The 17122-nt window shown below is 44.3% G+C and carries 10 protein-coding genes; 7 read left to right on the top strand and 3 right to left on the bottom strand.

What is annotated here, in order from left to right:
- Positions 1-30 precede the first annotated feature (30 nt).
- Positions 31-2022 (top strand): transketolase, encoded by a 1992-nt coding sequence (gene tkt / locus ViNHUV68_RS18365; RefSeq protein ID WP_391090540.1) that lies wholly within the window; start codon positions 31-33, stop codon positions 2020-2022.
- 58 nt (positions 2023-2080) lie between these two features.
- Here tkt and ViNHUV68_RS18360 read toward each other — a convergent pair whose 3' ends face one another.
- Positions 2081-3640 carry a methyl-accepting chemotaxis protein gene (locus ViNHUV68_RS18360; protein ID WP_391090539.1) on the bottom strand — a complete coding sequence of 520 codons (1560 nt, stop codon included), beginning with the start codon at positions 3638-3640 and terminating at the stop codon, positions 2081-2083.
- Positions 3641-3939: 299 nt separating this feature from the next.
- Here ViNHUV68_RS18360 and ViNHUV68_RS18355 point away from each other — a divergent pair, with 299 nt between their 5' ends.
- The 6 genes from ViNHUV68_RS18355 (at position 3940) to cqsA (ending at position 11874) form a co-directional block, all read left to right on the top strand.
- Complete coding sequence (locus ViNHUV68_RS18355) at positions 3940-5487, top strand: diguanylate cyclase domain-containing protein (RefSeq protein WP_391090538.1); 1548 nt, start codon at positions 3940-3942, stop codon at positions 5485-5487.
- A gap of 61 nt (positions 5488-5548) precedes the next feature.
- Entirely contained in the window at positions 5549-6484 is a 936-nt protein-coding gene (gene ylqF, locus ViNHUV68_RS18350) for a ribosome biogenesis GTPase YlqF (RefSeq protein WP_038176446.1), read from the top strand.
- 122 nt (positions 6485-6606) lie between these two features.
- A complete protein-coding gene (locus ViNHUV68_RS18345; protein WP_391090536.1) occupies positions 6607-7578 on the top strand; it encodes a GTP-binding protein in 972 nt (323 codons plus the stop codon).
- A gap of 415 nt (positions 7579-7993) precedes the next feature.
- Complete coding sequence (gene clcA, locus ViNHUV68_RS18340; protein WP_038176443.1) at positions 7994-9394, top strand: H(+)/Cl(-) exchange transporter ClcA; 1401 nt, start codon at positions 7994-7996, stop codon at positions 9392-9394.
- A gap of 126 nt (positions 9395-9520) precedes the next feature.
- Positions 9521-10486, top strand: a complete 966-nt coding sequence (locus ViNHUV68_RS18335) for a TDT family transporter (RefSeq protein WP_038176441.1) — start codon at positions 9521-9523, stop codon at positions 10484-10486.
- A 206-nt stretch (positions 10487-10692) separates the two neighbouring features.
- The gene (gene cqsA / locus ViNHUV68_RS18330; RefSeq protein ID WP_391090534.1) at positions 10693-11874 is read left to right on the top strand and encodes an alpha-hydroxyketone-type quorum-sensing autoinducer synthase; all 1182 of its coding nucleotides are present in this window, start codon (positions 10693-10695) and stop codon (positions 11872-11874) included.
- A 26-nt stretch (positions 11875-11900) separates the two neighbouring features.
- Here the strand turns inward: cqsA and ViNHUV68_RS18325 are convergent, their stop codons facing one another.
- Positions 11901-13958, bottom strand: a complete 2058-nt coding sequence (locus tag ViNHUV68_RS18325) for a response regulator (RefSeq protein ID WP_391090532.1) — start codon at positions 13956-13958, stop codon at positions 11901-11903.
- Between the two features lie 114 nt (positions 13959-14072).
- Positions 14073-17114 carry an AAA family ATPase gene (locus ViNHUV68_RS18320; RefSeq protein ID WP_391090530.1) on the bottom strand — a complete coding sequence of 1014 codons (3042 nt, stop codon included), beginning with the start codon at positions 17112-17114 and terminating at the stop codon, positions 14073-14075.
- Positions 17115-17122 lie beyond the last annotated feature (8 nt).

Raw genomic sequence — 17122 nt, 5'->3', positions numbered from 1 at the left:
TTTCATTTCGAATCTATTTTGGAAGCAATTATGAATCGCAAACATCTAGCTAACGCTATCCGTGCTCTAAGCATGGACGGCGTTCAACAAGCAAATTCTGGGCACCCTGGCGCACCTATGGGCATGGCTGATATCGCTGAAGTGCTTTGGCGCTCTCACCTAAACCACAACCCATCTAATCCAGAATGGGCTGACCGCGACCGTTTCGTACTTTCAAACGGTCACGGCTCAATGCTGATTTACTCTCTGCTTCACCTAGCAGGTTATGAGCTTTCAATTGAAGACCTTAAAAACTTCCGTCAGCTGCACTCTAAGACTCCTGGTCACCCAGAGTATGGTTATGCACCTGGCATCGAAACAACGACTGGTCCGCTAGGTCAAGGCATCACCAACGCTGTTGGTATGGCAATGGCTGAAAAAGCACTAGCAGCACAATTCAACACAGAAAACTTCGATATCGTAGACCACTACACTTATGCGTTCATGGGTGATGGCTGTCTAATGGAAGGTATTTCGCACGAAGCGTGTTCACTAGCGGGCACACTAGGTCTTGGCAAGCTAATCGCATTTTGGGATGACAATGGCATCTCTATCGACGGTCACGTTGAAGGTTGGTTCTCTGACGACACACCTAAGCGTTTTGAAGCGTACGGCTGGCATGTTATTCCTGCTGTTGATGGTCACGATGCTGACGCAATCAACGCGGCGATTATCGCTGCTAAAGCGGATCCGCGCCCTACTCTAATCTGTACTAAAACAGTGATTGGTTTTGGTTCTCCAAACAAATCAGGGTCGCACGATTGTCACGGTGCACCACTAGGCGCTGAAGAAATTGCAGCTACTCGTAAAGAATTAGGTTGGGAGCACGGTCCTTTTGAAATTCCGCAAGAAGTTTACTCAGAATGGGATGCGAAAGAAGCGGGCGCAGCTAAGGAAGCAGCGTGGAACGAGAAACTTGCAGCTTATGAAGCAGCACATCCTGAACTTGCCGCTGAATTCAAACGCCGCGTAAATGGTGACCTACCTGCACAATGGGAAGAGAAAGCATCGGCAATCATTGCTGATCTTCAAGCTAACCCTGCCAACATTGCATCACGTAAAGCATCGCAAAATGCCCTAGAAGCATTCGGCGCTATGCTACCTGAATTCATGGGCGGCTCTGCTGACCTAGCACCGTCTAACCTGACTATGTGGTCGGGCTCTAAGTCTCTTGCAGCAAATGACTTCTCTGGTAACTACATCCACTACGGTGTGCGTGAATTCGGTATGACGGCGATCATGAACGGTATTGCGCTACACGGTGGTTTCGTACCTTACGGCGCAACCTTCCTGATGTTCATGGAATACGCGCGTAACGCCATGCGTATGGCGGCACTGATGAAAATTCAGAACATTCAGGTTTACACGCACGACTCTATCGGTCTTGGCGAAGATGGTCCGACTCACCAACCAGTTGAGCAGATCGCATCTCTACGTCTAACGCCAAACATGAGCACATGGCGCCCATGTGACCAAGTTGAATCGGCAGTGGCTTGGAAACTGGCTATCGAGCGTAAAGATGGTCCTTCAGCACTGATCTTCTCTCGTCAAAACCTAGCCCAGCAAGATCGTGACGCACAGCAAGTCGCCAACATTGCTAAGGGTGGCTACATCCTTAAAGATTGCGCTGGTAAGCCAGAGCTTATTCTTATCGCAACAGGCTCTGAAGTTGAACTTGCTGTTGAAGCAGCCGCGCAGCTAACCGCTGAAGGCAAAAAGGTCCGCGTTGTTTCAATGCCTGCAACGGACGCATTCGACAAGCAAGACGCGCAATACCGTGAGTCTGTACTGCCATCTGACGTTACCGCTCGTATCGCTATCGAAGCAGGCATCGCTGATTTTTGGTACAAGTACGTTGGCTTCGGTGGCAAGATCATCGGCATGACAACGTTTGGCGAATCTGCACCAGCAGGCGAACTATTCAAGATGTTCGGCTTTACCACTGAAAACGTTGTAAACACAGCAAAAGAGCTTCTAGCTTAATTACTGCAACGCTTAATTAAAAAGCCCCGCTCAATGAGCGGGGCTTTTTACTGTTTATTTATTTCTCTTCGAACCGTTTTGCAAGCATATTGAACTGATTGACTTGGAGTTTTAAATCTCCGGAGTGATGTTTGACCACTTGTGCGGCAGCTAGATTTTGTTCTGCTGTTGACGCTATTGATTGGATATGCAAGTTCACATCGCTCGACAATTGACGTTGCTGGTGAGCAGAATCTTCTACTGTTTGCATCAAACTGTTCATTGATTGCATTAAATGCTCTACCTCAGACAACTGTTCGGCACTTTGTTGAGCTACCTGACCACAGGTATCGGTATGTCTCTGGTTAGAAATGATTTCTGTTTGCCAACTTTCGATGGTGGCAAGCATTGCTTCGATACTTGATTTTATCTGTGTGGTGGCGTTTGATGTTCGTCCAGATAAAGCCCGAACTTCATCTGCGACAACTGCAAAGCCTCTTCCTTGTTCACCGGCTCGTGCCGCTTCAATAGCCGCATTCAAGGCGAGTAAGTTGGTCTGTTCGGCAATACCGCCTATCTCCTCCATCATATTGCTAACTTGCTGTGCTTGTTCACTTAGCTGATAAGTAGTACCCGTCGCCTTTTCAGCCTGAAGACTTAGATTCTCTAGGTTCTCATAGGTCTGACTAATACTTTGTTTTGCCCCTGAACAAGTCCTAAGCGTAACATTTACAATCTGATGCGCTTCTTGCGCACTTGAAGACACCTCGTTAGCATTTAGCTCAACCTCTTGTATTGCTTCACGAACTTGGCGAATATTTTGAGTCTGCTGATCTAATGCTTCACTAACTTGGTAAGACGTCGCACTCAAATTGTCAGCGAGATCTTGAATAGGCTTGGTTGAATCCGTCATACGCCCAAGGACAGTGCGAATTCGCGCGGATAAAAGTTTGAGGTGAAAATCCGCAATAGAGTATTGTTTATTACCTGAAAAAACCAAGCGGCTGACGCTGTCATATTTCTTTTGTAGTTTATTGAGTTGACGTGGTGTATCAAACAACTCTTGACGAAACAGTCCTGCAACAACCGCAAGTGGAAGAATGCTCAGTATGAAACTCGGTATACCTGATAAAGGCATAACATTGGATATCACGGGTGCCGTCAACGCGCTGAGCAAAACCGAATAGCGTATTGTGTCTGAGATCTGCAATGACCAAGTACGCCCAGAACGCTCTGCTTTCATTAACCCATAATAAGCTTTGGCGGCAACATCAACCCACTCACGTTTAGGTTTCACCCGAACAGATTGATACCCGACCACTTCATTGTCTTCATAAATTGGTGTTACATAAGCATCGACCCAGTAATAACCACCTGACTTAGTACGATTTTTCACGATTCCGCGCCAAGCTTTGCCTTGTTTCAGGTTTTGCCACATATCGGCAAAGGCAGCTTTGGGCATGTCCTGATGGCGGACAATGCTATGATTCTGACCAAGTAACTCTTGTTGTGAGTATTCTGCAACTTGTGCGAATGCTTCATTACTGTAGGTGATAACACCTTTCAGGTCGGTGGTGGACACCAACTGTTGCTCATCGTGTAACACGGTTTCTTGTTGAGAGGGGGTTTGGACTGACATTATTCTAATACTTTAGAGTAGTAATATGACGGCGAATATAAACAATAATTTGATTTATGACAAAATATTAATAGATACGCTTTTCAATTATTTGAGCTATTTCACTCCTTGCTGATATCTTGAATCCTAACAAGTTACTTCCTCATCTCATTGTGGATAAATTCATTAACAACATACGCAAATCAATCGTTTATAATATAAGGATTAATGAGATGAATATGGTAAGAGCACGGATTCGACCCTACACTGATAATGTCGGTAGAAGACCTCATAAAGCACGCTAAAAAGGTAAAAAAGTCTTGGTACTTAAGTTTAAACAATTCAGTTTAAGACAACTGGCTTTCATTGGCTCAACGCTAACGGTGGCGCTGTTTTTACTGTGCTACTTAGGATTTAAAGCCGTGTGGAGTCATGAACGCGCCCTCCAAGCCTCGCTTGATAGACAACTGTTTGAAGTTGAGCGAGTTGAAACGGTCCTTGCGATGGAAGAATTGGAGCTGAGAGCCTCAGTCGAAGACTACGCCGCATGGAGTACCATGGCCAATTATGTCATCTCTCCCACACAAGATTTTGTCGAAAAGAGTATCGGTAAACACGCCTTTATATCAAAAATCATTGATGGCATTATTATCTTCGACAACAAGAATAATCCGGTTTGGACGGGCTACTTCAACGGCACCGAGGTCGTTAACCAATCGTTTATCGCTTTAGAAAACGCACAGACGGTCTCTCGACTGCTGGCAAAGGCGAGTCGTTCAACTATCTCAACCATTTCTTCTTACGTCGATTACGCTTCCTATCAAAATAGCGCTTATATGATCGCCTCTGCACGTATATGTACTAGCGATGCTATCGACTGTGGGTTTGGTTATCTCGTCTTCATTCGTAAAATTAGACCTGAGTTTGTCGCGCAGATCGAACTTGCAACTGGTGTTGACATAAGTGTGGCTCCATCCGACGATATCGAGAAGCCAGATACTCGCAAGGTGGATAACCAGCATTACCTCTACAAACAAGATACTCTTGATAATCGTGTTATCCAGTTCAAGATTGACCACAACGAGAAGCTACCTGCTTTTATCTCTTGGCAGGAAATGGCGGCATTGGCGTTTTTTGCCTTCGTGATGTTCATCGTCAACTTGTATGTCGTTAACTTTTTTATTGCCCCTTTACGTGAAGCTGAAGGATACTTAAAACGCTTTGGTCGCAATGGCGATAAACTGCCAAATGCAGATTCTTTTGTTTCCAAAGAAATGCGCAGTTTTGCTCATAAAATCAATGCTATTATCGTCGAACTTGAAGAGAAACGCGCCATACTCAAGCAGCAGTCAAATATCGATGTGGTCACCGGAATTGCCAATCGGCGTTTTCTATATCATCAAGCTAAGCATTTTGTCGATGACCTAGAATATGGTTATGTCGCGATTATTTTAATTGATATCGACCACTTCAAACCATTCAACGACAACTATGGTCATATGCAAGGTGATGGTGCGCTCAAAGAAGTAGCTCAGGCCCTTCAACAAACCGTGACCGAATATGAGCATATAGTCGGCCGCTATGGCGGAGAAGAGTTCTGCGCCATTTTGGCGGCAGACAAACCCGTTCAATTGCAGCCTTACTTATCATTATTGGTCGAGAACGTACGTCAGCTCAATATTGAGCACCTCTACTCCTCATGTGACAACAAGGTAACCGTCAGTGCAGGTGCATCAAGCGCTCATATTGAATCGTACTCTGAATTATCTCGTCTTTTTCAGCAGGCGGATGAGGCACTCTATCAGGCCAAACATAATGGCCGTAACTGTGCGGAAATTTATTCTAAACCTAGCATCAAGGCCGTTTAACGCTTTACTCTAGGGGAATTCCCCTTACAATTGACACAAATTTGTATATCAAGGTTGTCCTATGTCTATCCAATGGTTTCCGGGTCACATGCATAAAGCTCGGAAAGAGATTGAAGAAGCAATCCCACAAGTAGATGTCATTATAGAAGTACTTGACGCGCGTATTCCGTTTAGCAGCGAAAACCCGATGATTTCTGAACTTCGCGGCAATAAGCCAGTTGTCAAAGTGCTCAACAAACGTGATCTTGCCGACCCTGAATTGACACAGCTTTGGATTGACCACTTAGAAAAAGAAAGCAATGTTAAAGCGATGGCTATCACGACATCAAACGTGCAAGAAGTTAATAAAATTCTTGAGCTTTGCCGTAAACTTGCCCCTCACCGTGAAGAGATTGGTAAGAACATTCGCACCATGATCATGGGTATTCCTAATGTCGGCAAATCAACAATTATTAATACACTCGCGGGCAGAACCATCGCGGTTACGGGTAACCAACCTGCAGTAACACGTCGTCAGCAGCGCATTAACCTGCAAAATGGCATCGTATTATCAGACACCCCGGGAATTTTGTGGCCTAAAGTAGAAAATCCGCATAGTGGCTTTCGTTTAGCCGCAACTGGTGCGGTAAAAGATACCGCAATGGAGTATGATGAAGTCGCCTTTTACACCGTCGAATATCTCGCTAAGGCTTACCCAGAGCGCCTAAAACAACGCTATGAAATAGAAACCTTGCCTGAAAGTGACATTGAATTGATGGAAGAAATAGGTCGCCGCCGCGGCGCATTACGCGCTGGTGGCCGAGTTGACCTGCATAAATGTTCAGAGATCTTATTGCATGAACTGAGAAATGGCACCCTAGGCCAAATCACGCTTGAAGTACCAGAGATGATCACCCAAGAGCTGATTGAAGTCGAAATTGAGGCCACGCTCAAGGCTGAACAAAAAATCAAGAAAAAAGAAGAGCGCCGTAAGCGTTATCTTAGGAATAAACGCTAGTTTATTCACAGGGTGGCCATCGGCCGCCCTTTTTATTACCCTAAGACAATTTACCCCGAGACATTTTTCGCCTTAAGCGGATGTTTTGTTATAATGTAACAAACTATCTCAGGGTTAAGTGTATGAAAACACCTACAAACATCATCACAGGTTTTCTTGGTACAGGTAAAACCACCGCAATTCTTAATTTATTGAAAGAAAAGCCAGCCGATCAAAATTGGGCGGTGTTGGTCAATGAATTTGGCGAAATTGGCATTGATGGTGCCATGATGACCGAACACGGTGCTTTGATTAAAGAGGTCCCAGGAGGCTGCATGTGCTGTGCGGCTGGGGTACCGATGTCAGTTGCGATAACGGCATTACTGCGCACCAACCCTGACCGATTGATCGTCGAGCCAACCGGACTCGGTCATGCTGACAAAATACTGGCCACCCTATCTTCGACACAGTTTGAGCCCTACATCGATTTAAAAGCGACAATCTGCTTGGTCGATCCGCGTAACTTGTCTAATCCTAAATACTTAGGTAATCAAAATTTTAACGACCAATTGGCGATTGCAGATATTGTGATTGGAAATAAAGTCGATGAGTGCCATGTCAGTGATATTGATGCTTTCAATGATTGGGTTACCGACCAAACCCCAGCCAAACTATACAGTCAACTGGTTAAACAAGGACGATTTCCAATCGAATTACTTGACAACCCAGGCCGCCATCAAGTTAAACAATCATTGTCACACCAGCATCAACACGCCGAGATGGAGCCTCAGTTTCAACTGCCACCAAACAAACTCTATATTCGAAAAGAAAATCATGGACAGGGATATTACAGTTGCGGCTGGATCTTTGGTTCAGAAGTCAGCTTTGATTTTGATGACATATTTTCGATGTTGTCAGATCTTAACGCAGAACGAGTCAAAGGCGTACTCAATACCAACAATGGCTGCTTTGCCTTCAATGTCAGTAATAAAGTAGTGTCGGTCAACCAGATGTCGCTTGAAGGGTTTGAAAGTCGTTTAGAGGTGATCGATAGCCAGCTGCTACCTTGGGATCAACTGGAAATGATATTGAAGCAGATTGCTAGTTTAGAATAGACACAAACCTATAGACGACAAGAGGCGCACTTAAAGTGCGCCCTATCCCTCGTACTCAATCGTGAGTCTGCGAATCAGGATGTCATTTGGCATCGACCTGATAATAAACGAGGCTTTCAATTGTTGTTTGAATCCATCCAAATTGTAGGTAAGACGATAAATCCTCCATGCGGGTCGGTTCAGATTGCCTTACCCTTTAACTATGGTTCAGAACCAATAATATGCAAGGTGGCATCTTACTTTTTGATGCGTTTTTTTGTGACCGACATCTATAATTCCCACTAACCTTGATCTGCTAGTTCTCTCATAATTGAAAATCAATATTCCAATCTTATCGCTATAGTTCACTTTAGACAGGCGTATAATTTTGACTTCAAACCCAAGCAAAACCACATATCATGGAGCTTATTCCTTTATGACTAAGAGAGAGAAGTTAAAACAATCGTTATTGGCTAAGGTGCCCAAAGACGCCATTAATCAATTTCTCTCCAAGGATAAAACTCCGATTTCCGTATTGTTCTTGTCCTTGATCGTCGGCTTGTTAGCAGGTCTAGTCGGTACCTACTTTGAAATAGCAGTTCACTTTGTCTCGCAAACACGCACAGAATGGTTAAAAAGTGAAATCGGCGCCCTGCTCCCTTTATGGCTTGCCGCGTTTCTCATTAGCGCCATGCTCGCTTTTGTTGGCTATTTCCTTGTACACCGATTTGCCCCCGAAGCCTCTGGTTCTGGCATTCCCGAGATAGAAGGGGCAATGGATGGCATCCGTCCCGTACGTTGGTGGCGCGTGATTCCGGTTAAGTTCTTTGGTGGTATGGGAGCGTTAGGTTCCGGCATGGTTTTGGGGCGTGAAGGTCCTACAGTGCAAATGGGCGGAGCCATAGGTCGTATGGTGACTGATATCTTTAAGATCAAAAATGACGATACGCGCCACTCTCTATTAGCCTCGGGAGCAGCTGGTGGCCTTGCCGCAGCGTTTAACGCCCCGTTAGCAGGAATCATGTTTGTCGTTGAAGAAATGCGCCCACAATTTCGCTATTCACTTATTTCACTGCGAGCCGTGATCGTTTCTGCTGTTTCCGCCAATATTGTCTTTCGATATATCAACGGTCAGGATGCAGTCATTACCATGCCGCAATACCAAGCTCCTGAGCTCGCGACTTTGTGGTTATTTTTGCTGCTCGGTGCACTATTTGGTATTTTTGGTGTGCTATTTAATCAACTCGTGACGTTGTCGCAGGATATGTTCGTTAGATTCCATCGTCATGATAGAAAACGATACTTATTGATGGGTTCTGTGATTGGTGGCTGCTTTGGTCTAATGCTGCTTTATTTTCCTGAAGTGACCGGTGGTGGTATTTCACTCATCCCAACCATCACCAACGGTGGTTACAGTGCCCCGCTACTGCTTATGCTATTTTTAGCCCGTATCGTAACCACGATGATCTGTTTTGGTTCTGGCGCTCCCGGTGGAATATTCGCCCCAATGCTGGCGCTCGGTACCTTATTCGGCTACGCCTTTGGGTTAATCGCCCAAGGCCTATTTCCCGAGTTAGACATCACTCCAGGTATGTTTGCAATTGCTGGAATGGGCGCCCTTTTTGTTGCCACCGTGCGCGCACCTATCACCGGTATCTTACTAGTGATAGAAATGACCAACAATTACTACCTGATTTTGCCATTGATCATCACCAGTCTAGGCGCTGGTACCTTTGCTCAATTACTTGGCGGTAAGCCTATCTATAGTCAATTACTCCATAGAACATTGAAAAATGAGAAGCTAAGAAAAAAAGATCTGCCAAGCAATCCAGAATGATATTTGCCACGCAACCGATTGGCTTGTTATTATCGCGTGCAAACGATTAATGACAATGGATTGCACTGATCAAAAATAGAGTTTTTACTTTAATTGGTCGGTTTAATAATGAGCTAAGGATTAGACTTGTTCAACTGGCGACGTTTCACTCAATTTCAGAGTGTCCCACCTTCTCAAGCAGGATTAGCGCTTGGTATGATTGGTCTTGGACATGCTTGGGCACTTTATATTCCTGAAATAGGTCAAACTATTCGCCCTTATATGGCCGGAATGGGTGCGTTTCTGCTGCTACCCGTTCTAGTCAAGTACCTTAGTAGTTACAGTACCTTTATCACCGACATCCGTCACCCGCTTCGGGGCAGCTTAATGGCACCGATGAGTATGGCGCTGCTGATTCTTAGTGACTATTTAGCGATAATCTCCCCGATCATTGCATATCCAATATGGTTCGCCGCATTATTACTGCACCTGTCGATGATGCTGCTATTTTTTACCTTTCAACTGCTCAATTTCAAAATGTCGAATATTGTACCAAGCTGGTTTCTGTATCCGGTTGGGGTTATTAGTAGCTCATTGGCTGGTACTCAATTTGGCCATACGTTATTTTCTGAAACCTTAGTCATGGTCTGTATTACCATCTACTTTTTTATGCTGCCTCTGGTGCTATACCGATTGGTTTTTGAGGGTATGCTACCTAAACAAGCCAGGCCGACATTAGCTATTATGGCCGCCCCCGTTAACCTCACGCTCGCGACCTACTTGGTCAACTTTGCCGAGCCTGATCCTATATTAACCGGTGCGCTGGCAGGTATAGCGATTACCATGACGTTACTGATCTACTTATGTTATATCCGTTTAATGCGACTTAAATTCCAACCATCAATCGCAGCGGTCACCTTTCCTTCAGTGATCAGTGCCATCGCGATGCATCGCCTAACCAGTTTTTTTGCTGACGAGTATCCACAATGGTATTGGTTACATAACTTTGGTTTGTTTGAGTTGTCGGTGGCGACTGGTTTAGTTATTTGGGTAACCTTAGGCTACGTAAAAATGTACTGGCCGGAGGTTTTTACTCAAAATCCAATCGAATAAAACATTGCATCAATAATACAAAACGATATATATATTAATTAGTTAAGGCTGGTTAAGCCTAGCGGTATAATGTACGCACGAACACCATTGATATTTTTATTTGTAACTATACACGCAAACACTAAATGATCGACTCGTAATATTATCAAAACTGATTCATATATTCTCTGTCAAATGGCGCTGACTTCAAAAAAGGATATATGAAGATGAATAAACTAAATAATTATTCGACCCTACCTCGATTCGTTAATGATAAATTAAATTATTATCTTAATGACTTAATTTACTCAAATAATAATAAAAATCACCTCGTTTTAGGTGCGGTACCGACCGAAAAAGATCTGGTCATTCAAAGTAATGACTATTTAGACTTATCGAATAATCCAGAAATTATAGAACACCACATAAGCGCTATTCGCAAACGGAAAAATAGCCCGTTTATGTCTGGGATCTTTTTACAAAATGAAACAGCTAAACCACAAGTCGAGATACAATTAGCCAACTACACAGGATTCCAGTCTTGCTTGTTATCCCAATCAGGTTGGGCTGCGAATCTGGCATTACTACAAACGATTTGTGACAGTTCTACTCAGATCTATGTCGATTTTTTTGCCCATATGTCACTGTGGGAAGGGGCTCGAATCGCAGGTGCTGATATCCACCCTTTTATGCACAATAATGTAAAGCATTTAAGTAAACTGATTAAACGCCATGGCCCTGGAATCGTCTTGGTAGATTCGATTTACAGCACGATAGGTACCATCGCTCCCCTGGCCGATCTTATCGCCGTGGCGAAAGAGAACGGTTGTGCAATTTTGGTTGATGAGTCTCATTCACTTGGCACTCACGGGGAACAAGGACGCGGATTACTTCATCAGCAGAACCTGACCCACTTAGTTGATTTTATGACCGCAAGTTTAGCCAAGACGTTTGCCTATCGCGCTGGCGCAATTTGGTGTAACAATCAAGCCGATAAATGCATCCCCTTTGTCGGCTATCCCGCTATATTTAGCTCAGCGATGCTACCGTATGAACTCGACAGACTAGACAAAACGCTCGAAGTGATACAACGCAGTGATGACAAACGTCAGCGCTTAGAAGAAATCAGCCACTCTATTAAAACGGAATTAATTGATATTGGCATTAGCGTACGCAGTCATTCACAAATAATTGCATTAGAAACAGGAGATGAAAGAAACACTGAGAAAGTGAGAGATTACTTAGAGTCAAATGGTATATTTGGAGCGGTGTTTTGTCGCCCGGCAACACCGCGCAATAAAAATATTATTCGCTTTTCACTCAATAGTTCGATCACGGATGACCAAGCTGATAAGTTAATTAACGTTTGCCGCCAGGCTTATAAAAATCAAAACTTATATATTTTGTAATATATAAAAGCCCACGAGGTGGGCTTTTATATCCAGTTAGCAATTTTATCAAGTAATAAACTGGTATCTGCAGGTTTAACAATAAAGTCATTCATACCGACTTGTTGGATTTTTTCTATCGTTTCTGGGCTCGAATCGCCGGTATAAGCCAATATGGGTATACTTGAATACGTTGCTTGTGACTGCCGGATTGACTCAGTCGCTTGCAAGCCATCGATTAAAGGCATCTCGAGATCCATGATGATTAAGTCCACTTGGCGATCTGCTATTACGCTAAGCGCTTGCTGTCCATCCTCCGCTTGCAACACGTCAAAGCCTTGTTGCTCGAGTAAAATAGCGGTGTAAGTTCTCAGTGAGTGGTTATCGTCAGCCAATAAGATGGTTTTCCCTGTCACTACACGCTTACGCGGTAAAAGATTTCGATTCGTGCTCGGAGTTTCAAACAGCAATTCATCTAATATTGCCCCCGTTTTTAGTAAAAAGGTATGGACCTCAACTGGATACACGGTTAAATGGCGTTCAATATCATTGTGATAGCGATTTTGTTGATTAAACAGAAATACGATCCGCCCTTCAGTGAAATGCAGTTTACTCTCAAGCTCGTGTAAGGCGTCTGGGTTCTCTATCGCTTCGTCTAGATTGATAATGATGAGGTCAAATTCAAATTCATACTCTTGTTTATTGCGCGCTGCTTCCAGTGATAACTGACGCAGGCGAAAACCGCGATAAAAAGCCTCTTCGTTGATCAGGCGAAATGGTTTGCTCTGGCCGCCAATATAAAGTACAGATTTTGATTTCATGATATCGGCTTTAATGTTGACCACTTCTTTTGATTTGTACAGAGGAAAACGCAGTGTAAACTCCGTCCATTGACCGAGCTCAGAGCGACAGCATATCTGCCCCCCTAAGGCAACCATGACTTTACGACAAAAAGGCAAGCCCAAACCATAACTGCCTGTTTTACCAAAGGTATAGAAATCTTCAAATACATTGTCTAGCACATCAGGCTCAATGCCAACACCATTATCAGTAAACACCAATTCATTGTGCCGTTCAAAACACCTCAGTTCGACTGATATTTTAAACCCGCTATCGTTTTGGTAGTAAAAGGCATTTTTGAGTAGGTTGTACAACGCATATTTTATTAGCGCATCACTGCCAAAAAAATCAAAGTCATCTCCGGGCAATAAGTTAACGGCCTGTTTGTCTTTGCCACTCTTATACGCAAAACTTCGCAATGATCCTTCCACAACATGACGAATAGAGTGCTTCTTAAACGTATTTCTTGAGACTCGATTTTCATCAATTGAAGTAAGAAGCAAATCAATGGTTTCATTACCAGTACGAATCACTTCATCGGCATCAGTCAGAATTTCTCGCGCAATGGCTACCTCCTGCTCGGTTAACTTGTAACTCGCAGCATGACTGTTATTCAGTGGTGGCAGCAATGAGTCAAGTACGTCTAAAGAAGATTTAAGTGCGCTGAGAGGGTTGCGCATTTCATGAGCGATACCCGCACCAAATGATTTAGCGAGCGACACTTTAACCTCATGACCCGCTTGATTACGAAAGTAAAATAAATTACCAAAAACATAGGTAAACAGAAAAATCGGAATGTAGGGCAAAACCATTTGTTGCTGAACGGCTTCTAGATCAAAACCATAAACGATGAAGTAGGCAGCGGCTATAGCAACGACTGCCTGAGAAAGCATCAAACGTGTTTGGTGGATCAGTAGGACATGTAAGAAGATCGAGGCCATAAAAGACATTGCCCAAATCGTTGACCATTCATTCATAAACATCATGAAGCTAAAGAAAAATGGTAGGCAAATACCGATAGAGACAAAGTAATATTCAGCTAAATACCGTTGCAAATATTTAGGTAGATAGAGTCGCAGAGCAATACCAGCAAACAGCACTGAGCATGCTATACGCAGGGTAAGGTTCTCATACGGCTGAGGAAAAAGTTCACTCCAAATATAATAATAAGTAGGAAAACCAATCAGCCCCATCCACCCAACCAAAGTGAGGTTGGGCTCAGCATATTGATAGACCTTACGAATCGAGTCTAGAATTGCGTCCATTCACTTCCTTACCGCGCAAAGCAGCCCCGGTGGTTATTTTAAATTTCATCGTGCTAATTAAGTTTTAGCACATTTTATCTAAAGCCTACGCTCAGTAGAGCATTGACACTTTGTTTATGTGACCACTAGCTGAATTGTGCTTCCTACTCGGCTCGAAAAAACATCGATCCTTTGTGACATCTGCTCTTTAAGTTCACTGACATGCGAGATGATGCCGATCATTCTTCCAGATTGCTGTAAGTCGACCAACGTCTGGATGGCCAGATCCAGTGACTCAGGATCCAAACTGCCAAAGCCTTCATCTATAAACAAGGTATCAAGGCGAATACCTCCGCTGTATGACTGCACCACATCAGAAAGCCCAAGCGCCAGCGCCAGTGCTGCCATAAAAGATTCACCGCCCGATAAAGTGGCGACATCGCGCGCTTTACCCGTGTAACCATCCTCAACACTCAAGTCTAGGCCTCGGCCTGCCGCCCCTTTAAATCCATCCGTTTTACGCACCAGTTGATAACGACCTTTACTCATCAATGACAAACGTTGCGAGGCCTGAATAAGCACATCATCGAGCAATACACCGAGCACAAATCGATGCAAGCTGACTCGACTACCTGTTTTACCACTGGTCACATCATATAAAGTACCATAAACCTTATATTGCGCCTCAAGTTGGCTGTTCTTGTCATGCAAACGTGCAATGTCTTGCTGGACTTTTTCAACACGTTGATACTCAGAATAGACACTATCAAGCTTGTTACGTAAAATTTGGTACTCAGCATTGGCCGTGGCCAACTCTGTTTCGATTGCGCCTAATTGTGGTTTGTCGACCTGTTTTAACTGTTCGGCTAGATCTGCGATAGTTTGCTCTATCTTGGTCGTCTGCTGGTTATAGTCATTAAGCGTCTTCTGCCACTGCTCTAGCTGTTCATCTGACGTTTTGCTTTCAATAAACTGTTGTTCGTTGTCGAGTGTCGACTCGGCAAGTTCTGCCTGCCACTGTTGTTCGATTAAGCTCAACTGATGCGCCGCTTTGTCGAGAAGTTCACGATTTGTTTTGGCTTGACTCTCAATGTCAGCAATAACAAGATCCGCTTGTTTACTGGCCTGCTGCGCCGTCTCTAACGCCAGCTTAAGCTGCTCGATTTTCTGGTAGTTTTGCTGATAATGCTGCTGCACAACCTCTAACGAGGTGTACTTAACATCGTAGCTAGAAATTAACTTTTGCAGTTGCTGCTTTTGCACCGTCAGTGCAGAGTTATTTGCCAACTCTTGCTCTTTAAGCTGGCTAATTTTCTCTTCGCCGTTAATACAACGTTGGTTTAACTCAACAACTAATTTTTCCATGGCGTCTAAATCAATTAACGACAGAGATTCAAGTTTTTGCTTTTGCTGATTGATCGCTTCTGACAAGGACTTGATGTCACTACTCGCATGCTGACCAAGATCCTGTTGTGCTTGCGCAATTAATTTAGATTGCTGAGCTATCGCGTGTTGATGCTGTTCAAGGCTATTACTGGCGCGATTATACGCATCTAGCGCAGCACGTTCTTGCTCGCGTGCCTGCTGCACTGCTTGTTTCGAGATTTGTTGATCGACACTTGGCGCTGGAGCGGGATGCTCGCAACTACCGCACACTGGGCACGCAAGCCCAGCTTGTAATTTCTGCGCCAAAATAGACGCTTGCGCGCTATGCCAGTTCATCTCAAGTTGATTGGCGTGTTGCTGACTAGCGTTTAGCGCCTTACTGGCTTGATCTAATGTTGTGCGCTTACTATCGGTTTGTGACTCAAGCGTAACGAGTTCCACTTTAAGCTTGTCGAGTTTGCTCAAGTCAGACAGTACACGTTGATTGCCAATCAGTTCGGCTTCAAGTGACGCCTTTTGCGTGACATCTTTACGTGCTTGTTCCAGTTTCTTGGCACCACTTTCAGCATCAACCGTCAACTGATCTTTTAACGCTTGATACTTTACCAACTTGTTCTCTAAATCAGTCTTGTTCGCTTCTAACTGATTAACTTGCTGTTCGAGTTCTGCTTTCTCACCCAATCTTACTTTCACTTGCTCAAGTTGGTAGCCTTGCTCTGTCAGTGATGTCAATTGTTCAGCGTTTTTCTGTGCAATGTCTAATTGTTGCAGGCTACTTTTTCGTTGTTGCTCAGCTTCAGTTTGACGTTGTTCAATAGTGGCGATATTACTTTTAAACTCAGCATGCTGTTTTAACGCGCTTTGCAAACTCGAATAAGTTACAGCCAACTTTCTGGCTTGAAGGGCGAGCTGAATCTTCCCACTCAGCGCATCAATGGCAGGACGATTACTTTGATGAGAGAGCAAGCTTGCTTTACTTGCCTCTAGCTTAGTAAATTGTTCGGTTACTGCTTGCGCTTTTTGCAACTTACTCTGAACAAGATTGACGTTATCTCTTTGGGCCTGCTCGCCTGCTTTGGCCTCTTCGAGCTCTTGAGCTAGTTGCGTATGTCGCTCGGCAAGCGCATGCTCACTATTTACTTCAGCCACCTGCAGCGCGCCGCGAATTTGGTTGTCAAACTCATCTTTCGCTTTACTGATAGCACTTGCTTTATCTTTCAGTGCGTATTCAATCTTTTTATACACATCTGTTTGAAACAGTTGGCCAAATATCGCTTCTCGCTCTTTTGAACTCGCCAGTAACAGTTCGCGAAACTTGCCTTGAGGAAGCACCATCACCTGACGGAATTGGGTTTCGTTAAGCCCTAACAGTGCCGTCACTTCCCCTTTTACCTGCGCTGTTTTACTGGTGATAAGTTTTTCTTCACCATCAATCTGATAAAGCGCGGCGGTGTGTTTGCGCGTTGTGGTGCCCTCACCACGCGCTTTCGGTGCTTGCTGCTCTGGCGCACGCTTAACCCGATAGTGCTTATTATTGAGTTCGAATTCCAGCTCAACTTCCGTTGCGACATCAAGTGCCGCCTGGTCGCAGCGCATTTGTATACCTTGCCGCTCATTACTGGTGGTTTCACCGTACAACGCGAAACAGATCGCATCGAGAATAGAGGTTTTGCCTGAGCCTGTTGGTCCATTAATCAAAAACAGCGGATGGCTACCTAATTGGGTAAAATCAATCACTTCTGTCGTGGCAAAAGGGCCAAATGCTTGAATGGTTAATTTGGTCGGTTTCATTGCTCGCC

The sequence above is a fragment of the Vibrio sp. NH-UV-68 genome (assembly GCF_042940635.1).
Taxonomy (GTDB): domain Bacteria; phylum Pseudomonadota; class Gammaproteobacteria; order Enterobacterales; family Vibrionaceae; genus Vibrio; species Vibrio pacinii.
This window is presented reverse-complemented; position numbering and strand designations above follow the sequence as displayed.

Bases quoted from the DNA above. Each gene is read 5' to 3' on its own strand.
- ViNHUV68_RS18345 (WP_391090536.1), top strand. From the start codon at position 6,607: ATGAAAACACCTACAAACATCATCACAGGTTTTCTTGGTACAGGTAAA.
- cqsA (WP_391090534.1), top strand. From the start codon at position 10,693: ATGAATAAACTAAATAATTATTCGACCCTACCTCGATTCGTTAATGAT.
- ViNHUV68_RS18320 (WP_391090530.1), bottom strand. From the start codon at position 17,114: ATGAAACCGACCAAATTAACCATTCAAGCATTTGGCCCTTTTGCCACG.
- ViNHUV68_RS18360 (WP_391090539.1), bottom strand. From the start codon at position 3,640: ATGTCAGTCCAAACCCCCTCTCAACAAGAAACCGTGTTACACGATGAG.
- clcA (WP_038176443.1), top strand. From the start codon at position 7,994: ATGACTAAGAGAGAGAAGTTAAAACAATCGTTATTGGCTAAGGTGCCC.
- ViNHUV68_RS18325 (WP_391090532.1), bottom strand. From the start codon at position 13,958: ATGGACGCAATTCTAGACTCGATTCGTAAGGTCTATCAATATGCTGAG.
- tkt (WP_391090540.1), top strand. From the start codon at position 31: ATGAATCGCAAACATCTAGCTAACGCTATCCGTGCTCTAAGCATGGAC.
- ylqF (WP_038176446.1), top strand. From the start codon at position 5,549: ATGTCTATCCAATGGTTTCCGGGTCACATGCATAAAGCTCGGAAAGAG.